General features: G+C 66.1%; 15 protein-coding genes. 7 read left to right on the forward strand and 8 right to left on the reverse strand.

Features of this window, described 5'->3' with window-relative positions:
* Positions 1-200: 200 nt before the first annotated feature.
* On the forward strand, positions 201-2,777 hold the full coding sequence (locus HZY97_RS14950; RefSeq protein WP_180145337.1) for a TonB-dependent receptor: 2,577 nt from the start codon (positions 201-203) through the stop codon (positions 2,775-2,777).
* Positions 2,778-2,835: 58 nt separating this feature from the next.
* Here the strand turns inward: HZY97_RS14950 and HZY97_RS14955 are convergent, their stop codons facing one another.
* The 5 genes from HZY97_RS14955 to HZY97_RS14975 all read right to left on the reverse strand — a co-directional run bounded on the left by HZY97_RS14955 (position 2,836) and on the right by HZY97_RS14975 (position 8,089).
* Entirely contained in the window at positions 2,836-4,164 is a 1,329-nt protein-coding gene (locus HZY97_RS14955) for an ATP-binding protein (RefSeq protein WP_373684385.1), read from the reverse strand.
* 5 nt (positions 4,165-4,169) lie between these two features.
* Positions 4,170-4,874 (reverse strand): response regulator transcription factor, encoded by a 705-nt coding sequence (locus tag HZY97_RS14960; protein WP_180145340.1) that lies wholly within the window; start codon positions 4,872-4,874, stop codon positions 4,170-4,172.
* Between the two features lie 78 nt (positions 4,875-4,952).
* Positions 4,953-5,324: a hypothetical protein gene (locus tag HZY97_RS14965; RefSeq protein ID WP_180145343.1), complete on the reverse strand. Its 372-nt coding sequence runs from the start codon at positions 5,322-5,324 to the stop codon at positions 4,953-4,955.
* Positions 5,325-5,378: 54 nt separating this feature from the next.
* Positions 5,379-6,686 carry an amidohydrolase family protein gene (locus HZY97_RS14970; protein ID WP_180145346.1) on the reverse strand — a complete coding sequence of 436 codons (1,308 nt, stop codon included), beginning with the start codon at positions 6,684-6,686 and terminating at the stop codon, positions 5,379-5,381.
* Positions 6,686-8,089, reverse strand: a complete 1,404-nt coding sequence (locus tag HZY97_RS14975; RefSeq protein ID WP_180145348.1) for an amidohydrolase — start codon at positions 8,087-8,089, stop codon at positions 6,686-6,688. The genes HZY97_RS14970 and HZY97_RS14975 overlap by 1 nt, the downstream gene beginning before the upstream one ends.
* A gap of 236 nt (positions 8,090-8,325) precedes the next feature.
* On the opposite strand from HZY97_RS14975, the gene HZY97_RS14980 reads away from it, so the two are divergent.
* Complete coding sequence (locus tag HZY97_RS14980) at positions 8,326-10,998, forward strand: PAS domain S-box protein (protein WP_180145350.1); 2,673 nt, start codon at positions 8,326-8,328, stop codon at positions 10,996-10,998.
* Positions 10,999-11,613 (forward strand): response regulator transcription factor, encoded by a 615-nt coding sequence (locus tag HZY97_RS14985; protein WP_180145352.1) that lies wholly within the window; start codon positions 10,999-11,001, stop codon positions 11,611-11,613.
* Positions 11,614-11,619: 6 nt separating this feature from the next.
* On the opposite strand, the gene HZY97_RS14990 is transcribed toward HZY97_RS14985, so the two are convergent.
* Complete coding sequence (locus tag HZY97_RS14990; RefSeq protein WP_180145354.1) at positions 11,620-11,967, reverse strand: hypothetical protein; 348 nt, start codon at positions 11,965-11,967, stop codon at positions 11,620-11,622.
* A 117-nt stretch (positions 11,968-12,084) separates the two neighbouring features.
* Complete coding sequence (locus HZY97_RS14995) at positions 12,085-13,422, reverse strand: alginate export family protein (protein ID WP_180145357.1); 1,338 nt, start codon at positions 13,420-13,422, stop codon at positions 12,085-12,087.
* 195 nt (positions 13,423-13,617) lie between these two features.
* Here HZY97_RS14995 and HZY97_RS15000 point away from each other — a divergent pair, with 195 nt between their 5' ends.
* Together HZY97_RS15000 and HZY97_RS15005 are read left to right on the forward strand one after the other, a co-directional pair.
* Complete coding sequence (locus HZY97_RS15000; protein ID WP_180145360.1) at positions 13,618-15,510, forward strand: methyl-accepting chemotaxis protein; 1,893 nt, start codon at positions 13,618-13,620, stop codon at positions 15,508-15,510.
* Positions 15,511-15,589: 79 nt separating this feature from the next.
* Complete coding sequence (locus tag HZY97_RS15005; RefSeq protein ID WP_180145364.1) at positions 15,590-17,455, forward strand: methyl-accepting chemotaxis protein; 1,866 nt, start codon at positions 15,590-15,592, stop codon at positions 17,453-17,455.
* A gap of 169 nt (positions 17,456-17,624) precedes the next feature.
* Here HZY97_RS15005 and flaF read toward each other — a convergent pair whose 3' ends face one another.
* Positions 17,625-17,990 carry a flagellar biosynthesis regulator FlaF gene (gene flaF / locus HZY97_RS15010; protein ID WP_180145368.1) on the reverse strand — a complete coding sequence of 122 codons (366 nt, stop codon included), beginning with the start codon at positions 17,988-17,990 and terminating at the stop codon, positions 17,625-17,627.
* Between the two features lie 116 nt (positions 17,991-18,106).
* Between flaF and HZY97_RS15015 the strand changes: the two genes are divergently transcribed.
* Positions 18,107-20,506, forward strand: coding sequence for an HAD family hydrolase (locus tag HZY97_RS15015; RefSeq protein ID WP_180145371.1), 2,400 nt, complete (start codon positions 18,107-18,109; stop codon positions 20,504-20,506).
* Positions 20,503-21,315, forward strand: a complete 813-nt coding sequence (locus HZY97_RS15020; protein ID WP_180145374.1) for a class I SAM-dependent methyltransferase — start codon at positions 20,503-20,505, stop codon at positions 21,313-21,315. Before HZY97_RS15015 ends, HZY97_RS15020 begins: the two co-directional genes overlap by 4 nt.
* Positions 21,316-21,318: the final 3 nt, after the last annotated feature.

The following is a 21,318-nucleotide window of genomic DNA, read 5'->3' on the forward strand; positions in this document are numbered from 1 at the left end:
GTGCGAATTTTTTGATTACCTCGACGTCAACGCTACTATAATTATAAATATGGTCTTGGATTTTTCGCGAATAATCCCATTTATGAAACGAAAATGAAACGACAACTAGTATAGTGTTACTATTAGTGTAATATTACTGCCGCCGACTCTGCGTAGGGCGCCTTCGATCAGGAATGGACCTGACTTGGGGGTTACACCTTATGCCAAATCTTTCGCGCTTCCGTTTGTCGCTGCTGGCGGGCACGACGCTGCTCGCGCTGGCGGCCACGCCGGCGCTCGCCCAGGACCAGGTCGCCGCTGCCGACGCACCGACCACGGCGCAGGCCGCCGATCAGTCGGCCGATACCGACGGCATCGCCGACATCGTGGTCACCGCGCAGCGCCGCGAGACCAATCTGCAGGAAACGCCGATCTCGATCTCGGTGCTGAGCAGCGGGTCGCTTGAGGACCGCCATGTCCAGAGCCTGTTCAACCTGGCCGACGGCGCAGTCCCCTCGCTGCGCGTCGCGACCTTCGAGGCACGCCAGTCGGCGCTGACCATCGGCATCCGCGGCATCGTGCCCTATGACCAGAACCAGACCGCCCGCGACGGCGGCGTCGGCGTCTATATCGACGGCGTCGCGCTCGGTAAGACGCAGGGCCTCAACGCCGCGCTGTTCGACATCGAGCGCATCGAAGTGCTCAAGGGTCCGCAGGGCACGCTGTTCGGCCGCAACACCGAAGGCGGCGCGCTGAGCCTGGTGACCAAGGCACCGACCGGCGTGTTCGACGGCCGCGTCACTGCCGGCGCCGGCAATTTCGGCAGCCGCAATGCCGAAGCGCATATCGACCTGCCCGCCTTCGCCAACATCGCGCTGAAGTTCGACGGCGTCTACCAGCACCAGGATCCGACCGTGAAGGACCCGCTCGCGGGATCGACCGGCTGGAACTATTACGACCGCAAGGGCGGCCGCGTCGCCGCGCGCTGGACCCCGGTCGACGGCCTGACCGCCGACTTCTCCTATGACTATGCCAAGGATGACAATACGCCCCAGTATAGCCAGCTGATCAACTTCAACCCGAACAACTATGTCGTCGGCAGCTACACGCCGGCAGGCGGCACGGTCGGCACCACGCTGTACCTGCCGGGCACCGCCACGGCATGCGGCGGCACGATTACCGTGGCGCAGGCAGCAGCCGGCCGCCTCCCCTGCGTCGCGCCGCGCGCACCGCTGGTCGGCGTCCATTCCGACCGCCAGGATGTCGCCGATGTCGGCGTGCCGCAGCAGTCGAGCGTCGACATCACGCACGGCGCGAGCGCGAACCTGAAGTACAAGGTCGCACCGGGCATCGAGCTGCGCTCGATCACCGCATGGCGCGGCGTCAGCACCGACCAGTGGGACAATTCGGGCGGTCCGGAGCGCAGCACCTTCGCGCCGAACACCAACTTCAGCCGCTACAGCCTGTCGTTCCTCGACCAGCACCAGTTCAGCCAGGAGCTCCAGGCTGTCGGCAGCTTCGACCAGTTCGATTTCGTCGTCGGCGCCTATTACTTCACCGAGCACGCCACCGAATATGCCGCGACCCCGCTCAGCAATTTGTGGAACGCGGACGGCACCGCCTACAGCATCCGCAGCCCGATCGTCTCGGGCACGGTGACCAGCGCGAACTCGGGCTACCAGCCCTATAATTCGTCGTGCGTGAACACGCTGGCCGGCACCGTCCCGCAGTTCGCGAACAGCTGCCAGTTCATCACCCGCGCCAGCAAGGCCTGGGACCATAACTATTCGGCGTTCGGCAACCTGACCTTCTCGCCCGAAGGCACCGGGCTGCACTTCACCGCCGGTGGCCGCTTCACCAACGACAAGCGCCATGGCAGCCTCTACGTCGTCAACAACGTCGTGCAGCCGTTCACGTTCGAGAACAGCATCAGCCGCTTCGATCCGATGTTCAACGTCGCCTATGACGCGTCGCAGGACATCCACTTCTACGCCAAATACTCGACCGGCTTCCGCGCCGGCGGGGCCAACGACCGTTCGCAGGCATTCAACGCATTCGCGCCGGAATCGGTGAAGTCGTATGAAATCGGTGCGAAGATGGATTTCCTCGACCACCGCGCCCGCCTGAACCTGGCCGGCTACATCATGAACCGCAGCAACACGCAGTTCGACTTCGACCTGTTCGATACGGCGGCGACCAGCCCGACCAACGGCAGCCATATCGAGCAGACGCAGAATGCCGGGGACACCAAGATCCGCGGCGTCGAAGCCGACCTGACGCTGAAGCCGACCCGCGAGCTGACGCTCTCGGCCTCTTATGCCTATACTTATTGGAAGGCGCCTTCGGCAGTGAATCCGCTGACCGGCGGCCTGCCGCAGCAGCTCTACATCGTGTACACGCCGAACAACGCGGCATCGGGCGCGATCGACTATGTGCTGCCGGTCCCCGTCGCGGGCGGCGCCAATGTGCGCGTCCACCTCGACGCCAACTATGCGAGCAGCCAGTATAGCTTCCAGCTCGAGCCGACCAAGACCGACCCGAGCTTCGTCGTGAACGGCCGCATCGCGCTCGCCGACATCGCGATGAGCAACGGCAGCTCGGTGACGCTCTCGGTCTGGTCGCGCAACCTGCTCGACCACACCTATATCTACCGCCGCTCGAACGCGAACTCGTCGCCGGTGCTCAACTATGGCGCCAACGGCGCGCTGGTGTCGTCCAACTATGGCGGCATCCTCGGCGACTATGCCAACTTCAACCCGCCGCGCACGATCGGTGGCGAGGTCAGCGTCAAGTTCTGACCCTGACACCCAATTGCGGAACGGCCCGGATGGTATCCCATCCGGGCCGTTTCCGTTTTTAGGGCGCCAACGGCAGGCTGATCCGCGCGGCAAGTCCCGGAGCAGCGTCGGCAAGCTCGAGGGTGCCGTGGTGGAGCCAGGCGATCGCCTGGACGAGCGGCAAGCCCAGTCCGTGGCCCGGACTGCCGCGGCTGGCATCGAGGCGACCGAAGCGGCGTAGCGCGCGGGCGCGGTCGGGCTCGGGGATGCCGGGGCCGTTGTCGGTGACGGTGAGCATTGCCCTGCCGGCCTGCGCTGCGACCGCGACGGTGATCATCGCACCCGGCGGCGTGTGGTTGACCGCATTCTCGATCAGATTGACCAGCAGCTGGGTGAGCAGCCTTGCATCGCCGTCGACCGGCGCGGGCGCGAGGGTGCCGAGACGGAGCGTCCGGCCGCTATCCTCGACCATCACTTCCAGCGATTCCGTGACATCGGTGACGAGCGCGCCGAGATCGAGCGGGACGAACATCGCGCGGCGGTCGCCGCCCTCGATCTCGGCGATGCGCAGTATCGCGGCGAACATGGCGAGGAGGTCCTCGCTCTCCGCCGCGGCATCGTGCAGCGCGGGCGCAGCGCCGGGCTGCTCAGCGAGCAGGGCCAGCCGGCCGTGGAGACGGGCGAGCGGCGTGCGCAGATCGTGCGCAACATCGTTCGAGACTTGGGCGAGGCTGGCCATCAGCGCCTCGATCCGGTCGAGCATCCGGTTGAATGCGCCGGCCTGGCGGCCAAAGGCAGTGCCCGGCGCGGCGACCGGTACGCGGGCGCGCAGGTCGCCCTCGACGATCGCCTCGGCGGCGGCGCGCACTGCCTCGATATTGCGGCGGATCGACAGGCTGAGCGCGAGGATGCCGAGCACGACCAGCAGCAGAATCGCGCCAAAGCCGAGCGCGAGGATCAGAACGCGCTGCGTATCGTGATGATCGATCGGCTCGCTTTCCGCCGCGAGGGTGAAGATCGAGCCATCGGGCAGGCGTTCCACCAATGCGCGGCCGCGAGTCAGGCCGAGGATGCCGGCGCCGCGATCGAGCGTCGAGATGCCGAGCGGGATCGGCGCGCTCGGCGCGATATTGCCCGCCAGCCGCCGCCCGCGTGCATCGACGAGCAGGAAGCCGATATCGCCGCTATCGCGCCGATGGCTCTCAGCCGTGATCCGCAGCGCGAGCAGGACGACGTCCGGATTGTCCTGGAGCAGTTCGGCGGATTCACCGGCGAGGCGCTTGTCCACCTGCCGGTCGATCGCACCGAGCAGTGCGAAATAGACCGCGCCGAAGGTGAGCAGGGTCGCCAGCGAGATCGCGGCGATGAAGGCAAAGGCGAGCGCCCGGAGCGAGCGGAACGGCGCCACGCGCCTCAGCCGCGGAACATGTAGCCGACGCCTCGCACCGTCACGATCGGATCGGGGAGCCCGGGCATTTCGAGCCGCTGGCGCAGGCGGCGGATGTGCGCATCGACGATGTTGGTGGTCGGCACGAAATCATAGCCCCAGACGCGCTCGAGCAGCAGCGGCCGGGTGAGCACGGTGCCGGCGTCGCGGACCAGCTCGGCGAGCAGCTTGATCTCGGTCTTGTGCATCTCGATCGGCTGGCCGGCGCGGGTGACGCGGTGGCGCGCGACGCTGACCGTGACATCGCCGGCGGTGACCGTGGCGCTGTCAGTGCTGGCGGCATCGCGTCGGCGAAGCACCGCGCGGATGCGGGCATGAAGCTCGTCGATCTCGAAGGGTTTCACGACATAATCGTCGGCCCCCGCCTCGAGCCCCTCGACCCGCTCAGGCAAGCGGCCAAGCGCCGTGAGCAGGATCACCGGCGTCTTCACCTCCTGATCGCGCAGCCAGCGCAGCACATCGACGCCGTCGACGAATGGCAGCATCCGATCGAGGACGATCACGTCGAACGGCGTGGTGCCGACCGCACCGATCGCGGCCCGGCCATCGGCGACCGAGCGCACTTCATATTCGCGCGTTTCGAGCTGATCGGTGAGCAGGGTGCGGAGCGGCTCGTCATCCTCCACCAGCAGGAGGCGGACGGCTTCGGACCCGGGAGATTGGGTGATCAACGCTCGTATCCAGACTGTGCCGCCGCACCCTAGGGATACGGCGGGCTACAGTCGATTGGAAACGGTGCCTGAACCGCCTTAGCGATCGGTGCGGCTAAGGATCTTCGCCACACCGTTGGGCGGGATGCCGATCATATAGTTGGTGCCGCCCTTGCAGGTGACGCGCCAGGTCGGCACGCCGTCCTGATCGGCGATGCGGACCGACTTATCGACATGGTCGCAGGGGAGCGGCGCGTCCTGCAGCGCGCGGATGAAGGTCGCGCCGCGTTGCGCGTCGTTCTGGGCCAGTACCGCGGCGCTGTAGTTGGTCTGGTCCGCCGCATTGTCCATGTCCGCGGCGTTGAGCGGCTCGGCCTGCACCGCGTCGTTGGCGGTGATATTGCCTTCGCTCCCGCCGCAGCCGGCAAGCGCCAGCGCGGCAAGTGCCGGCACGATGATGTTCCTCAACATGTCGCGTCCCCTTTTTTGATCCCGCAATCAATGCGGGACCGTAACCAAGAGTTCCTAGCGCTGATACGCCTTGGGCAATGCGCCTTCCTTCGGATCGAGATAACGCTGCTTGAGACGGGTCCAGCGGCTGTCGAGCGGCTGCTCGACCCCGTCGATAAACACACTGACCACCGAGGTACCGATCTCGAGCGGATCGCCGTCCCAGATCACCACGTCGCCGCGGCGGCCGGGCTTAAGCGAGCCGAACTCGGCGCCCAGGCCAAGCGCCTCGGCCGGCTTCGAACTGATCGCCGCAAAAGCCGCGCCCCAATCGAGGCCGGTCGCACCGGGCACCCTGGTGAGCGCCACGAGGTTGCCGGCGTACTGCTTCTCCCAGCGAGCCTGGCGCGCCTCGTCCTGGTTGAGCGTGCCGACCGCGACAAGGACGCCCGCCGCCGTCATCCGGCCGACATTGGACTGGCTGGCGGCGAGCTGCTCGAAGCTCTCGGGCAAGTCGGCAAGCGCAGTGGCGATCACTGGCACGCCGGCCGCGGCGATCTGCGGGGCGACGGTCCAGCCCTCGGTCGCGCCGACGAACACCATCTTGAGGCCTGGCATCTCCTTCTTGAGCTGCAGGAGCACCAGGATGTCCGACGCACGCTCGACATGGACGAGCAGCGGCATGTGGCCCTGCACCACCGGCACCAATGCCTCGGCATCGGCGCGGGTGAGGAAGGCATCCTTGCCGCGATCGGTATAGCTGCCCGGCGCACGGATATAGTCGCGGACTTCGAACAGCGTGTTCTTCAGCGTGGCATAGGCCGCCGCGCGGCTGCCGCCCGCGGCACGCGCGCCATTCTCGCCCCATTCCATATACTGGAAGGCGCGCGGCTTGCTGACCGCGTCCATGTCCGCGCCCAGATCGATGATCGCGCCCTGGCCGGCGAAGATCGAGCCGCGATTGTCCGGCGCGACGACGGCGCGGGTGATGCCCTCGGCGCGGTTGATCGCGATAGGGCTCGACTTGGGGTTCACCGCCGGAGCGACATCAATCGCGGCGTGGAAAGGCGCGCTGCTGGCGCCGCTGTCATTGGTCTCATCAACGCCGTCGACTTCGACAATGCCCATGCGGGTGAAGCCGGCGAAGATGCCGGGCGAGACCCATTTGCCACCCGCATCGATGACGCGAACGCCCGCCGGGACGGCAACGCCCGGACCGGCGGCGACGACCTTGCCGTCACGGATCACGACGGTGCCTCCCTCGACCGGCTGGCCGCCGTCACCGACGACGAGCTTGGCATTGGTGATCGCCACGGTCTGCGCGGCGGCGGGGAAAGCGAAAGCGAGTGCGGCGGTGGCGCCGAGGAGGAGCTTCTTCGTCATCACTTCACATCCCCCTCGCCCGGCTGGCCGAGCTCGAAATCGGAAACCGGGCGGCGCTTGGGATCCTTGGCATCGTACATCAGCGCGCCATCGACCCAGACCATCTCGGGGCGGGTGTAGACGCTGAACGGGTTGCCGTTCCACAGCACGACATCGGCCATCTTGCCGGCCTTGAGGCTGCCGGTCTTGTCGGCGATTCCCAGCGCCTTGGCCGGGTTGATCGCCAGCCAGGTCCAGGCATGTTCCTCGCTGATGTTCATGCCGGCCTTGATGCCCGAAGCGCGTGCCTTGGCGACTTCCTGGTTGAGGCGCTGGATGCCGTTGGCGTCGTCCGAGTGGATCATCGCGCAGGCGCCTTCCTTGTCGAGGATGGCGAGGTTCTCGGGCACTGCGTCATAGGCTTCCATCTTGAAGCCGTACCAATCGGCCCAGACCGCGGCGCAGGTGTTGTTCGCCTTGAGCAGGTCGGCGATCTTGTAGGCTTCCACCGCGTGGTGGAAGGCCGAGACGTGGTAGCCGAACTCCTTGGCCATATCCATGACGATGGCCATCTCGTCAGCGCGATAGCAGTGGTTCTGGACGAGGATCTCGCCCTCGAGCACACCGCGCAGCGTGTCCATCGCCAGGTCGCGCGAGGGGGGCTCGCCGCCCTTTTCCTCATAGCGATCCCAACGGCGCTTATATTCGACGGCGCGCGCCCAGGTGGCGCGATCGACCGCGATATTGCCCATGCGGGTCGAGGGCATTCGGCCCTTCGAACCATAGACGCGCTTGGGGTTCTCGCCGCACGCCATTTTGAGGCCATAGGGCGCGCCGGGGAACTTCATCGCCTGCATCGTGCGGGCATAGACGTTCTTCACCACCACCGAGCGGCCACCCATCAGGTTCGCCGAGCCGGGAAGGATCTGAAGCGTGGTGACGCCGCCATTGGCGAGCGCTCGGCCGAAGCCGGGGTCCTGCGGCCAGACACTGTGCTCGGCCCAGACATCGGCGGTGACCGGACCGGTCATCTCGTTGCCGTCCGAATTGGCCTGCACGCCGGGCGAAGGATAGTCGCCGAGATGGCTGTGGATGTCGATCACGCCGGGGGTGACGTACTTGCCCTTGCCGTCGATCACCGTGGCGTCGCCTGCGTCGAGATTCTGGCCGACGGCGACAATCTTGCCGTCACGGAACAGCACCTGGCCATTATCAACCCGCCCGCCCTCGCCATCGAACACGGTGACATTGGTCAGCAGCGTCGGGGCGCCGGGATAGGCATGATAGGTGGAGGGATAGGGATCGTGGCTATAGCCCTTGCCCTTGCCCGGACCGCTCGCGGCGGGCGCCGGATCGGAAGAGGCGCTCTGCGCACGGCTGCCGCTCGTGTCACAGGCAGCGAGCCCCGCAAGGGCCCCCAGCATCATCAACGTCCGGATCAAATGAGTCACTCCCACTGCGTAACAATCCTGATCGCGCAGGTGCCGGTAACTTGGCAAGGCCCGGTAAGATGGTGAACTTCGAAAAAAGACTGAACCACTCTGGACTATCCCCATTTTCTCTTGAGGTTGATTGGTGTTATTGACAGTCGCCGGAAGGGGAAGGTGCATCGTTGCGCGTCGCGATTGACCCTGCCAGGCCGTCCGCAGTTGCGGCGCCGGTGAATCGACGAGTCGCCGTTGCGCTCGCCGCCTTTGGGCTCGCTTGCAGCGTTGCGGCGTTCCTGGGCTGGCTGCTCGGGCTACCCGCGTTGCGGGGCTTTGGCTTCTCTCAATATCCGATCTGGCCCTGGACGACGCTCGGCTATATCGGCCTTTCGCTCGGCTTTCTCGCGTCGTTCGCCGGGCGGCGCCAACTGGCGATCGCCGCGCTTGCGGTACCTTTCGCGATCGCCGCAGTCTCGCTGTTCGAGCGATGGTCCGGCACCGATCTCGACCTCGATACCCTGCTCTTTCCGAGCGAGCTTACCAGCTATGCCTTCCCGACACCGGGGCGCACGGGGGTGAATCCTGCGGCGGCGTTCCTGGTGCTGGGGCTGGCCGCGCTCAGCCAGAGCATGCACGACCTGCTCGCCAAGGAGATGCGGAGCCTGGCCGCGACGGTGGCACTTGGTCTGGCCGGTGCGGCGGTGATCGTGATCCTGTTCTCGCGCCCCGGCAACGATCCCGCGGTGCCGCTGCTCACTACTTCGATTCCCGGCGCGCTGATCTCGATCTCGCTCGCGCTCTCGGCGATCGCCTGGAACAGCGGGTTCAGCTGGATGCGCGAGCTGCTGCGCGACCCCGGCAACCGCCGCGTGCTCCGCATCCTGATCCCCGCCGCGCTGATCCTGCCGGTGCTGCCCGCGCTACTCGAGCTGGTGCTGGCGCGCAGGCTGCTCTTCTCCGCCGTACCGGTGCAGCTACTAACGGTGCTCGGCAATGTGCTGGTGGTCGGCACGATCGCCTATTGGGCGGTCAGCCGCGTCGCGCGCGAGCAATCGGCGCAGATCGAGCTGAGCGAGGCGATCGACGTCACAACGATGGCGCTGACTGCACCGGACGGGCGGATCGTCCATTGGTCCGACGGCGCGGCGAAATTGTTCGGCTGGAGTGCCGCCGAGGCGCGCGGGCAGAACAAATATGCGTTGCTGCGCTCGCGCTGCGAAAGCGCCGAGACCATCCTTCCCCGCCGCCCTCAGGGCGAGACGCAGGAGATGATCGAAACGGCGCGCGACGGGCGCGAGATCGCGATCCTCGAGCGCATCCACCGCGTGGAGATCGCGGGGCGCGATCCGGTGATCATCCACAAGATGACCGATGTCTCCGACCGGGCTCGCGCCGTGACCGCGCTGCGCGAGAGCCAGGAGCGCTTCGCCATTGCCACTGCGACGCACGAAGTGGGCGTGTTCGAATGGGACGTGGCGTCGGGCCGGATCGAATGGGCGCCGGGCGCCGAGGAGCGGCTGGGCCTGATCCCGGGGACGATCACCGATTTCGACAGCTGGCGCGGCCAGATCCAGCCCGAGGACGTCGATTCCGTGATCGACGCGATCGAGCAGGCCGTGGCCGACCGCGCGCCGCGCTTCAGCTTCCGCTACCATTTCATCGAACCCAACGGCTCGGTGCGCGCGGTGGAAGGCTCGTCGCGCGCGATCTACGACAATGAAGGCAATCTGATCCGCGCGGTCGGCGCGATGCTGGACATCACCGAGCGCGAGGAACGCGAAGCCGCGCTGCGCCGCCGCGAGGCCCAGCTCCGCTCGATCATCGAGACGGTGCCCGAGGCGATGCTGGCGGTCGACGAGGAAGGCACGATCCGCGTGTTCAGCGCCGCAGCCGAAGCACTGTGGGACTACCGCGCGCACGAAGTGCTCGGCCATCACGTCTCGATGCTGACGCCTTATCCGGCGGACGAGGACGCCGAGACCCGGCTTTCCAGCTTCCTCAAGACCGGGCAGCCGCTCGAGCGCGGCGAGAGCATCGCCGCCACCGGACTGACCCGCGCCGGCGCCCGCTTCCCAATGGAAGTGCGCGCGGGCGTGGCCCAAGTCGACGGGCATCTGCTGTTCACGCTTTTCGCGCGCGATCTGACCGAACAGTTCGAGGCCGAGGAGCGGCTGAGCGAGCTCAATGCCGAGATCGCCCATGTCGGGCGCCAGTCGGCGATGAGCGAACTGGCCGCGGACATGGCGCACGAGCTCAACCAGCCCCTCGCGGCGACCTCGAATTTCCTCGCCGCCGCGCGGATGCTGCTCGACAAGGGCGAGGACTTCGAGCGCGTGGCCGAGATGCTGCGCATGGCCAATGAACAGACGCTGCGCGCGGGCGAAATCATCCGCCGTTTGCGCAGTTTCACCATGCGCGGCGATGTAGACATGCGCGTGACGCCGCTTGGACCGACTATTCGGGATGCCGCCGATCTGGTGCTTATAGGAACCAGTCAGTTCAATATAAGGCTGACCTACGATCTCGACCCTGAAATACCCTGCGTATTCGCAGACCGTGTGCAGGTGCAGCAAGTTGTGGTCAATCTTTTGCGCAACTCTATAGATGTTCTTCGTCAGCAGGGCGGCGACGATCGGCGGATCACCGTAAGTTCATGCAAGTCGAGCGACGACATGGTCGCAATAGAAATCGCAGATAGCGGACCCGGGATTCCGGAACCAATGCTCGACCAACTCTTTTCTCGCTTCACCACAACGAAGAGCCAAGGGGGTGGAATGGGTATTGGACTTTCCATCAGCAAGCGTATCATCGATGCGCATGGTGGGACCCTAAGCGCGGAAAACCGGCCAGAGGGTGGCGCGGTGTTCCGGTTCACGCTACCCACCAGCGAACAGGGTGGAGAGTAGATGACGAAAACAATCTATATCGTGGACGACGACGACGCCGTCCGCGCATCGCTGCACAGCCTGCTGTCCCTACGTTCCGATCTAGTGATCCGGGCATTCCGCTCGGGAGATATGTTCCTCGAATCGCTGCCGGATCTCGATCCGGGCGTGCTACTGCTCGATTTCCACATGCCGGGATCGACCGGCCTGGACGTGCTGAACTCGGTGTCGAACGATCCGCGGTTCGTGTCGATCATCCTTACCGGCCAGGGCAATGTCGGCCTGGCGGTGCAGGCGATGAAGGCGGGCGCGCTCGACTTCATCGAAAAGCCCTATGAAGCCGAGTTCCTGATGACGGCGATCGACCTCGCCTTCTCGCGGCTCGAGGAGGGCAATGAGGCGGCGAGCCGGGTCAACGTTGCCGAGACCAAAATCGGCAAGCTCTCGCCGCGCGAACGCGACGTGCTCAAGGGTCTGATCGAGGGCCGCTCGAACAAGATCATCGCCTATGAACTGGATATCAGCCCGCGCACGGTGGAAATCTACCGCGCGAACCTGATGGAGAAACTGGAAGTGCGCAGCCTGTCCGAAGCGTTGCGCATCGCCTTTGCCGCGGGGATGTTCCCGAAGAACTGAGGCTGCTCAGCGTTCGGGATAGCCCCATTCGGGCAACATCGCCTCGAGGATCGCCGCCGCATCCGCGGAGGCGATCCGTGGCACCCCGCCCTCTTCCGCATAGCCGCCGATCACGGCGATCGCCCGCCAGCGCGGATCCGCTCGCAGCGCAGCCTCGCCACCGGCCCGGGCCGCCAGCGCCCCTTCATCGATGATCAGTACCGGCGCATGGGCGAGCCAGCGATCGACCCGTGGATCGTCGAGATTGTCGACCGTGACGATATCGCCGCCCGCCATCGACAGGCGCGCGACGAGCGCGCTGCGGAGACCCGCTTCCCGCGCCACGAGGACCAGCATTGGAACCGTCGGGCTCATGAGCCCTCCTGAATTTGCGACCCCGGAACTTTCTGCTCTCGGATGTCGTAATTTATGCGGTTTCCAGAATGTGTCCCATCCGTGTCTTCTACCTAAGGCACCGCCCGCAGGCGGAAATCAGAAGGCGAACGACAGGTCGGCGTGGCCGAACTTGGTGTCGGCGGTATGCGGCGAATTGGGTGCATCCTTGAGGAAGCCGCCTTTGGCGAGATAGGCGGCGCCGAGCTCGAGCTTGAGCTTCTGCGGCACCAGCCAGCGGCGTGCGCGCAGCTCGAACTGGGTGCCGCCATAGCTGCCCGACTTGCCGGTCTTGTCGGTCACGCTGGTCGAGGCGAAGCTGTCGATCGCCGAGGCGAGCCAGGCACCGCGCACCGAGGCCATCAGGTCGAGGCGCTTCGAGGGCTTGGCTTCGAAGCGCACCCCCGGCGACACGATATTCGCGCGGCCGAGCGGGCCGTAGAGCGAAAGCGGGCCGAAATCGGCGCGGCGGGCGCCATAGAGCGTGTCGAAGCGGGTATAGGTGTTGGGGTTCTTCGTCTCGCCGCTCGCATAATCGAACATGGCCGAGACGCGCGGCGCCCATTTGCTGGTGAAGGTGCGCCCTGCCTCGGCATGGACGAAACCGGCGCGGACCTTGAGGTCGCGCACGTCGCTGACCGATGTCGTGGCCCGCGCAAGGCCGCGCTGGAGCGCTGCTTCGACTTCATAGTCGACCGCGCCCTTGGCAGGCGCCCGGCGCAGGCGCGCGCCGAAAGTGACCAGGCGGCGATTGCGCGTCGGGTGCGTGGTGCGGTCATGCTCGATCAGGCGATAGCCATAGGTCTCGAGCGAGGTCTTGCCGAACAGCCTGGCGAGTGTGGCGTTGCCGCCGAAGAATTCGATATTCTCTGTGGCGCGATCCAATTGGACCTTGTTGTCGTAGATGTCCGCGGGCGTATCGGGCAGCGCGGTGAAGGGGCGCGTCCAGAACAGGATCAGCGCGTTCTTGTTCTTCGCCAACGCCTCGAGCTTGGCGCCGAGATAGGTCGGCACGCCGTTGGGGAAGTCGGTGCGGCCGACGAGGCGGCTGGCGCCGATGTCCATCGAGAACTTGCCCGCGGTGAGCTGCACGCCCTTCACCGGGCGAACCGCCACATAGAGCTGGGCGGGCTCGATGTCGTTGATCTCGCTGGTGCGCACCGAGCTCTTGTCGCTCTCGCCATAGCCGCGCGCGTCGATCACTTCGCCGCCGAAGGTGACGGCGCCGATGTCGAGCTTGGCCGCCACGTCGGTGCGGAACGACAGGAAGCTGTCGCTCTCGGGCGTGTTCGGGCGGAACTGGCCGGTGATCGTCTCGGCACGGGCACGCACGCTGCCATTGATGCTCAGCTTGACCTTGTCCTGGGCAAAGGCCGGGCTGGCGACGACGAAAGGCAGGATCGCCGAACAGGCGAGACGGATGCGAGCAGAAGCCACGGAACACTCCGGAAATTGGTTACTCCGGAATTATAGGACGATCTGCAGATTGCGGAGTTTTGCCCTGTCTTCAGGGCCTTCCGTCCTCTCCATAGACCTCGGCGAACTACGTAGTTCCGCAGCTTGCAGACCGGCCAGTCCTATAATGGGGATATGTCCGTGCCCGGTGGGGCGCCCTTCTAGTGGAACTGCAATATGCTCAGGATCGTCAACAGCTGGCCGCTTGCCAAGAAGCTCCTCGTCGCCTTCGCCCTGCTGGGTGCGCTGGTGCTTGGCCTGGGCGTCAATGGCTATGCTTCGAACCAGACCCTGAGCGGCGTTGCCAAGCGTCACGTCGAGAACGGCATCACCGGCCTTTCGGGCCTTACCGACATCCTGGCGGACATCCGCGAGCTGCGCATCATCGTCTACAGCTATTATAACGCCGCCAGCGAGAAGGACACGGCCAGCCTGGTCGAGCGCCGCGCCAAGGGCGAAGCCAAGCTGCTTGCCGACATCGATGCGTACAGCAAGGTGGCGGGCACCGATTTCAGCAGCAGCGTGGACGACCTGCGTGCCAAGGCGACGTCGCTGATCGACGCCAACAAGACGATCTTCGACCTGCACGACAAGGCCGACCAGGCCGGCGCACTCGCCGCGATCAAGGGTGTCGGCAAGGAAAAGTCGCACGACGCGATCGAAGCCGCCGACGACCTGCTCACCAAGACGCGCGACCGCTCGGCCAAGGACAATGAATATGGCCAGAGCCAGTCGACCTTCGCGTTCGTGATGACGCTGCTGCTCTCGGCCATCGCCTTTGCCGGCCTGGGCGCGATCTGGCTGATCATCAACCGCACCGTCGCACAGCCGATGGCCAAGCTGACCGAAGCGACCACCGTGCTCGCCAAGGGCGGCGAGGCCGAAGTGCCGAGCCGCGACCGCGAGGACGAGCTGGGCAAGATCGCCAATGCCGTCGAGCAGTTCCGCCTGGGCGCCAAGTCGCGCGCCGAAGCCGATGCCCGCTCCGCCGCCGAGCTGCGCGAAGTGATGGCGACGCTGCGCGAGACGCTGCAGGCGCTGAGCCATGGCGACTTGACCGCCGAGATCACCGCCGCCTATCCGGCTGCCTATGCCGAGCTGAAGACCAACTTCAACGAGGCCGTGACCAGCCTGCGCACGCTGATCAGCTCGGTGATGGAATCGACCGCGGCGATCCACACCGGCTCAAACGAGATCGCTTCCGCTTCGGAAGACCTGGCGCGCCGCACCGAAGCCAATGCCGCAAGCCTGGAGGAAACCTCCGCCGCCGTGGCGCAAATGGACGAGCGCCTGCGCGCGATGGCCGCTTCGGCAGGCCGCACCGTAGAGCGTGCCGATGGCGCGATCTCGACGGTTTCCGGCGGCCGCTCGATCGCCGACGAAGCCGTGCAGGCGATGACCCGCGTTGCGGACAGCGCCAAGGGCATCGACAGCGTCATCGAAGGCCTCGACAAGATCGCGTTCCAGACCCGCGTTCTCGCGATGAACGCCGCCGTCGAAGCCGGCCGTGCCGGCGAAGCGGGCCGTGGCTTCGCGGTCGTCGCCGACCTGGTCAGCGCCCTCGCGATGCGGGCAGAAGAGGAAGCCGGCCGTGCGCGCGACCAGCTGACCGCCACCCAGACCGACATCGTCGCGGCGGTGGAGATGGTCGAGAAGGTCGACGGCGCGCTGGCCAACATCTCGAGCGACGTGAGCGAGGTTCACACCCTGCTCGCCGAGATGGCGACCGACAATGCCGCCCAGTCGACTGCGATCACCCAGATCAGCAGCGCGATCGGCACGATGGACCAGTCGACCCAGCAGAATGCCGCGATGGTCGAGGAAACCTCGGCTGCCGCGCGCAACCTGAGCACCGAAGTAAGCTCGCTGTCCGATCAGGCCGGCCGCTTCACCGTGGGCAATGCGGTGGCTCGCCCCGCAATGCGCCAGGCCCCGACGCCGACTCCGTCGCGGCCGGTCCGGCCCGCGGCCAAGAAACCCAGCGGCAATTACGTGTCGCCGGTAAAAGCCCTCCCCCTCACCAAGCCGGTAGCGACCGCCAGCAGCGACGACGATTGGACGTCGTTCTGATGCGGCTTCTGCCATCGAAGCAATGAACGCAGCGGGCTCTCCTTCGGAGGGCCCGCTACTGCAACAGGGATATTTGCAGATGCTTGCCAAGTTCAAGATTCCGACCAAGATCCTGGCGCTCGTCGCCATTGTCGCGGCGGTGGGGCTTTCCATGTCGCTGTTCGGCTCGAAGGAGCTCCAGCGCATCGATTCAAACTATTCGGATCTGGTCGAGAACCACATGCCGGTGGCGACCGAGCTGGCCCGTGCCAATCGCCGCGCATCGGACATGGCCTATGCCGGCTATCGCGCGCTTGCCTATGACGGCGCTTCGAAGATCGCGCAGGATGCCGACGACGTCGAGCTCGACAACTACAAGGCGGGCCAGAAGCTGCTCGATAATGCCGAGAGGCTCCAGCCCTCACTCAAGCCCCAGCTCGACGACTTCCGCGCCCGGTTTGCCAAGATCCATGCGCTTGCTGCGCGCGCGATCGCGCTCGGCCAGAACAATGACGATGCCGGCGCCAAGGCGCTGCTCGCCCAGATGGATCCGCAGGTCAGCGACCTTGCGACCGTGATGGTCAAGTTCAACGACCAGATTGTCGCCGATGGCCGTACCCAGTCGGACGAGCTCGGCAAGAGCAGCGACACCACCACCTATACGATGCTGACTGTCAGCGTGCTCTCGATCCTGGCGGCAATGGCGATCAGCTACTTCGTCTCGCGCTCGGGCATCACGCTGCCGCTCGCACGCCTGCAGGACACGATGCGCACGCTCGCCGACGGCAACAACCGCGTCGAGGTGCCCGGCACCGATCGCGGCGACGAGCTGGGCTCGATGGCCAAGACCGTGCTCGTGTTCCGCGACACCGCCCAGGCGCAGGAAGTCGCCGCGGCAGCCAAGGCGATTGCCGATGCCGAGCAGAAGATGGTCGTCGATACGCTTGGCGAGAATCTGGGCGAAGTCGCCAAGGGCGACCTGACCGCATCGATCGACCGCGAATTCCCGGCCGATTATGCAGCGCTCAAGAGCAATTATAACGAAGCGCTGACCAGCCTGCGCACGCTGATCGGATCAGTGATGGAATCGACCTCGACGATCCACACCGGCTCGAGCGAGATCGCCCAGGCATCGGAAGACCTCGCCCGTCGCACCGAAGCGAATGCGGCGAGCCTGGAGGAGACGTCGGCGGCGGTTGCCCAGATGGATCAGCGCCTGCGCGCAATGGCCAGCTCGGCAGGCCGCACCGTGGAGCGTGCGGACGGCGCGATCAGCACCGTCTCGGGCGGCCGCGCGATCGCCGATGAGGCCGTGCAGGCAATGACCCGCGTCGCGGACAGCGCCAAGGGCATCGACTCGGTCATCGAGGGCCTCGACAAGATCGCATTCCAGACCCGCGTGCTCGCAATGAACGCAGCCGTCGAAGCCGGCCGTGCCGGTGAAGCGGGCCGCGGCTTTGCCGTGGTCGCCGATCTCGTCTCGGCGCTCGCGATGCGCGCCGAGGAAGAGGCCGGCCGCGCGCGCGACCAGCTGACCGCCACCCAGACCGACATCGTCGCGGCAGTGGAGATGGTCGAGAAGGTCGATGGCGCGCTCGCCAACATCTCGAGCGACGTGGGCGAAGTGCACACGCTGCTCGCCGAGATGGCGACCGACAATGCGGCCCAGTCGACTGCGATCACGCAGATCAGCACTGCGATCGGCACGATGGACCAGTCGACCCAGCAGAATGCTGCGATGGTCGAAGAGACCTCGGCGGCCGCGCGCAACCTAAACACCGAAGTCAGCGCGCTTTCGGAACAGGCGGGCCGTTTCACGGTTGGCACCAATTCGGTGCGACCGGCATTGCGTCCGGCGGCGCGGGTGGCCAAAGCCGTCGAGAAGGCAGTCGCCTATGTCTCGCCGGTAAAGGCACTGCCGTTGGCAGCTGCCGGCGCCGGGGGCGAGGATTGGGCTTCCTTCTAAGTTTCTGAGCGAGGCACCGCTCGAGCTTATGGGCGCTCCGGCTTCGGCTGGGGCGCCCTTTTTTTTGGTTAGGCGTGCGATCGCCTGCACCAGCCAGGCCATGCAGAGGTCAAGAAAAAGGGCGCCGCGGCTTTCGCCGGGCGCCCTTTTCTGTCGGCTCTGAGAAGGGTCAGGCTGCGACGCGCTGCTGCGGTGCGCGCAGGCCTTCCATGATCGAGCGGTTCACGTCGATCAGCTCGCGGATACGCTCGCGGCCGGCGATCACGTCGCTGGTGAAGCGATCGATCCACAGCGCGAGCGAGACGATCTGCGCGCGAAGATCCCGCGGCAGGCCGTTATTGGGATCGTTGCAGTCCTGGTGGAAGGCGTGCCACATCTGGCGATTGCGGTGCAGCGACGGCATCAGCAGCGCGCCCTTCAGTCCGCGCTCTTCCGCTTCCATCATCTCGCCGGTGATCTCGCTCAAGAGTCTGAGCTCCGCCGAGCGCGGCGTTTCGGCCCGGGCACGGGCCGCCTGATAGGCAGTAAGGGTCATGCTGGCTCCATATGCTTGACCCTTCATTCTAGGACGATTGCGACCGCTCCGGGCACGAACATCCTATAAGATTACTGCGTCCACCTGAAATGCGGGCGCGCATCCGGGGAAAATCATTGACCAACGCGATCCTTCCGCACGCGCTGCCCTCGGCGCTCGACGCCTATCCGGGCGTGACCCTGCTTTCGCTCGACTGTTTCGACACTTTGCTGTGGCGCGACGTCCACGCGCCCGTCGACCTGTTCAACGCGCTGGGCGAGGCCAACCTCCTGCAGCGTGCCTGGGCCGAGCAGACCGCGCGCAGCAGCGCCGCGGTTCGCCACCGCCGCGACGAAGTCCATATCGACGAGATTTATGCCGAGCTGATGCCCAATGCGAGCGCCGCCGAGCGTGCCGCCGCGGTGCAGGACGAGCTCGACGCCGAAGCGCGCCACTGCTTCGCCTTCAAGCCCACCGTCGAGCTGATGCGCGCCGCCAAGGCCAAGGGCATCGAGACGATCATCGTTTCCGACACCTATCTGGACGAGAAGCAGCTGCGCGGCCTTATCGCTGCCGCCGCCGGCGAGGAAGTCGCCGGGCTGATCGGCCGCATCTTCTGCTCGTCGCACTATGGCAAGGCGAAGAGCGAGGGGCTGTACGAGCCGGTGCTCAAGGCGCTGAAGCTTTCGCCCGACAAGATCCTGCACATCGGCGACAACAAGAAGGCGGACGTCGACGGCGTCGCCCCCTTCGGCGTCAACACGCTACACCTGGTGCAGTTCACCGAAGCCAGCCAGCAGCGCATCCGCCTGGAGAGCGCGATCAGTTCGATCTTCCACGGTACCGAGGCGGGCACCGCCCTCACCCACCAGCCGCACCGCGCGACGATCGCCGCGTTCGAGCCGCAGGTCGAGGGTAGCGCCGAAATGCTGGGCTACACCACGCTCGGCCCGCTGTTCGCCGGCTTCGACCGCTGGCTGGTCGAGGAGGCCAAGGCACTGCAGGCCGCGAATGGCGGTACGGTCCATGCCGTGTTCCTGATGCGCGACGGCTATCTGCCCCAGCGCGTGCATGAGGCACGCGGCGGCAGCGGCCATGCCGTGGAAATCAGCCGTTTCACCGGCACCGCCGCGTCGCTCCGCGATCCCGAGGCGGTGAACCGCTATCTCCAGCGCGAGATCCTGAGCGACCTGAACGCCGTGGCCAAGCAGCTCCTGCTGCCGGCGCCCGAGGCCGCCAAGTTCGTCAAGGATCTTGGCCGTCCGGTCGCCTTCCTGAAGGCGGTGCAGGAGCCGCAGCGCATGCGCCGCATAAACCAGGCCTCGCGCGCATTCGCCGAGCGGCTGATCGCGCATGTCCGCAAGACCGTGAACCCGGCACCGGGCGACACGCTGATGCTGGTCGACCTGGGCTATAACGGCTCGGTCCAGAACGATGTCGACGGCCTGCTCGCCAGCAAGCTCGGCGTGAAGGTCGCCGGCCGCTATCTGCTGCTGCGCGAACAGTCGCGCAGCGGCTTCGATAAGAAGGGCTTTATCGGCCACGACGATTATGACTGCGCCGCGCTCGAAGCGCTCTGCGCCAACGTCGCCGTGCTCGAGCAGCTCTGCACCGCCGCGCAGGGCTCGGTGGTCGATTACGAAAAGGACGGCACCTCGATCCGCCGCGGCAACTCGATCAAGTCGCGCCAGTCCGATGTGCGCGACCGGGTGCAGGCCGGCTGCCTGCGCTTCGTGCGCGACGAAGGCACCGTGACGATCCGCGCGGCCGAACCGCCGCACCAGAGCGTGATGTGGCGCCGCGGCGCCGCGGGCGTGCTCGGCCGGCTGATGTACGTGCCGCTCGAAGCCGAGCTCAACGTGCTCGCCGAGTTCGAACATGACATCAACCTGGGCGTGGACAACACCGTCTCGCTGTTCGACGCCGGCATCGCCAAGAAGGGCCTGCGCCAGCGCGGCCTGTTCTACATGAAGGGCTCGGAGCGGATGTATCTGCCCGCCGAGCTGCATGGCGAGGGCCTGTCGCTCAAGCTCAGCCTGCTCGCGCATCGCCGCTTCGCGCTGCCGCTCAAGTACCAGGACTTCGTCGACAACTCGATTTCGCTGCCGCTGATCGTGGCCGACGGCAACCAGGTTTCGACCGGCAACGTCACCGCCACGCCGACGCATGACGGCTATTATCTGGCGCCGATCCCGATCGGCGACAGCCGCTTCTCGGTGGGCGTGCAGTTCGGCCAGCTCTATGACTGGGTGCAGGTGGAAAGCGCGGTGTTCATGCCCGTCGACACCTTCCTGAGCGACAAGATCCGCCCGGGCACCGGCGAAGTCGAGGCGCTGCCCTCGCTCGAAGGCATGGACCAGGTCGCCCCGCACCTCTTCCGCTGCGAGAACGAGTTCGCCTTCATGATGGTCCCGCCGCCGCCGCGCCAGGGGGACCGGCCGATGATGCTCGCGCTCGTCTTCCGCCCGATCGCGCCGCGCGAGGCCGTCGCGCCCGCACCCGCCGCCAAAGCCATCTTCGCCGGAGCCGTCGCATGACCCTGCTGATCCATTCGATGTCGGAATTCTCCGACCTGATCCTCCAGAGCCTGCACATCGCCGGCGCGCGCAACATCGCCGAGGTCGGCGCCGAGTTCGGCGGCATGTCCCAGCAGCTCGCCGCCTATGCCCGCGCGATGGACGGCAGCCTGACCAGCATCGACCCCTGCCCCAAGCCCGAGTTCGTGGCCTGGGCCGGCCAGACGCCCGAAGTGCGCCACATCGCGGAGCCGAGCCTCGACGCGATGCCGGGGCTGAACGACGTCGACGCCTGGGTGATCGACGGCGACCATAATTACTACACCGTGCACAACGAGCTGCGCATCGCCGACGCGCTCTGCCAGCGCGACGGCAAGCACTTCCTCGCGATCATGCACGACGTATCCTGGCCCTGCGCTCGCCGCGATTTCTACTATGCGCCCGAGCGCATTCCGGCCGAGCATCGTCACGCGTACAGCTATGACGCCGGCGTGGTGCCGGGCGATCCGGGCTGGCGCGAAAATCGCGGCTTCCGCGGCGGCGGGCATTTCGCCTGGGCGCTGCACGAAGGCGGCCCGCGCAACGGCGTGCTGACCGCGATCGAGGACTTCCGCGCGGAAGCCGGCACCGAAGCGCGTCCGCTCGCCTGGGCGCATGTCCCGGCAGTGTTCGGGCTTGGCGTGCTGTTCGACAGCTCGGCGCCTTGGGCGCCTGCCTTGGCCGAGATGATCGTGCCCTGGCATAACAACAAGCTGCTCGCCGCGCTCGAGGCCAACCGCCTCCAGAACTATCTTGCCGTCATCGACTGGCAGGACCGTGCGGCAGCTTGAGCG

Source organism: Sphingomonas sp. R-74633, from assembly GCF_013416555.1.
GTDB lineage: Bacteria > Pseudomonadota > Alphaproteobacteria > Sphingomonadales > Sphingomonadaceae > Sphingomonas.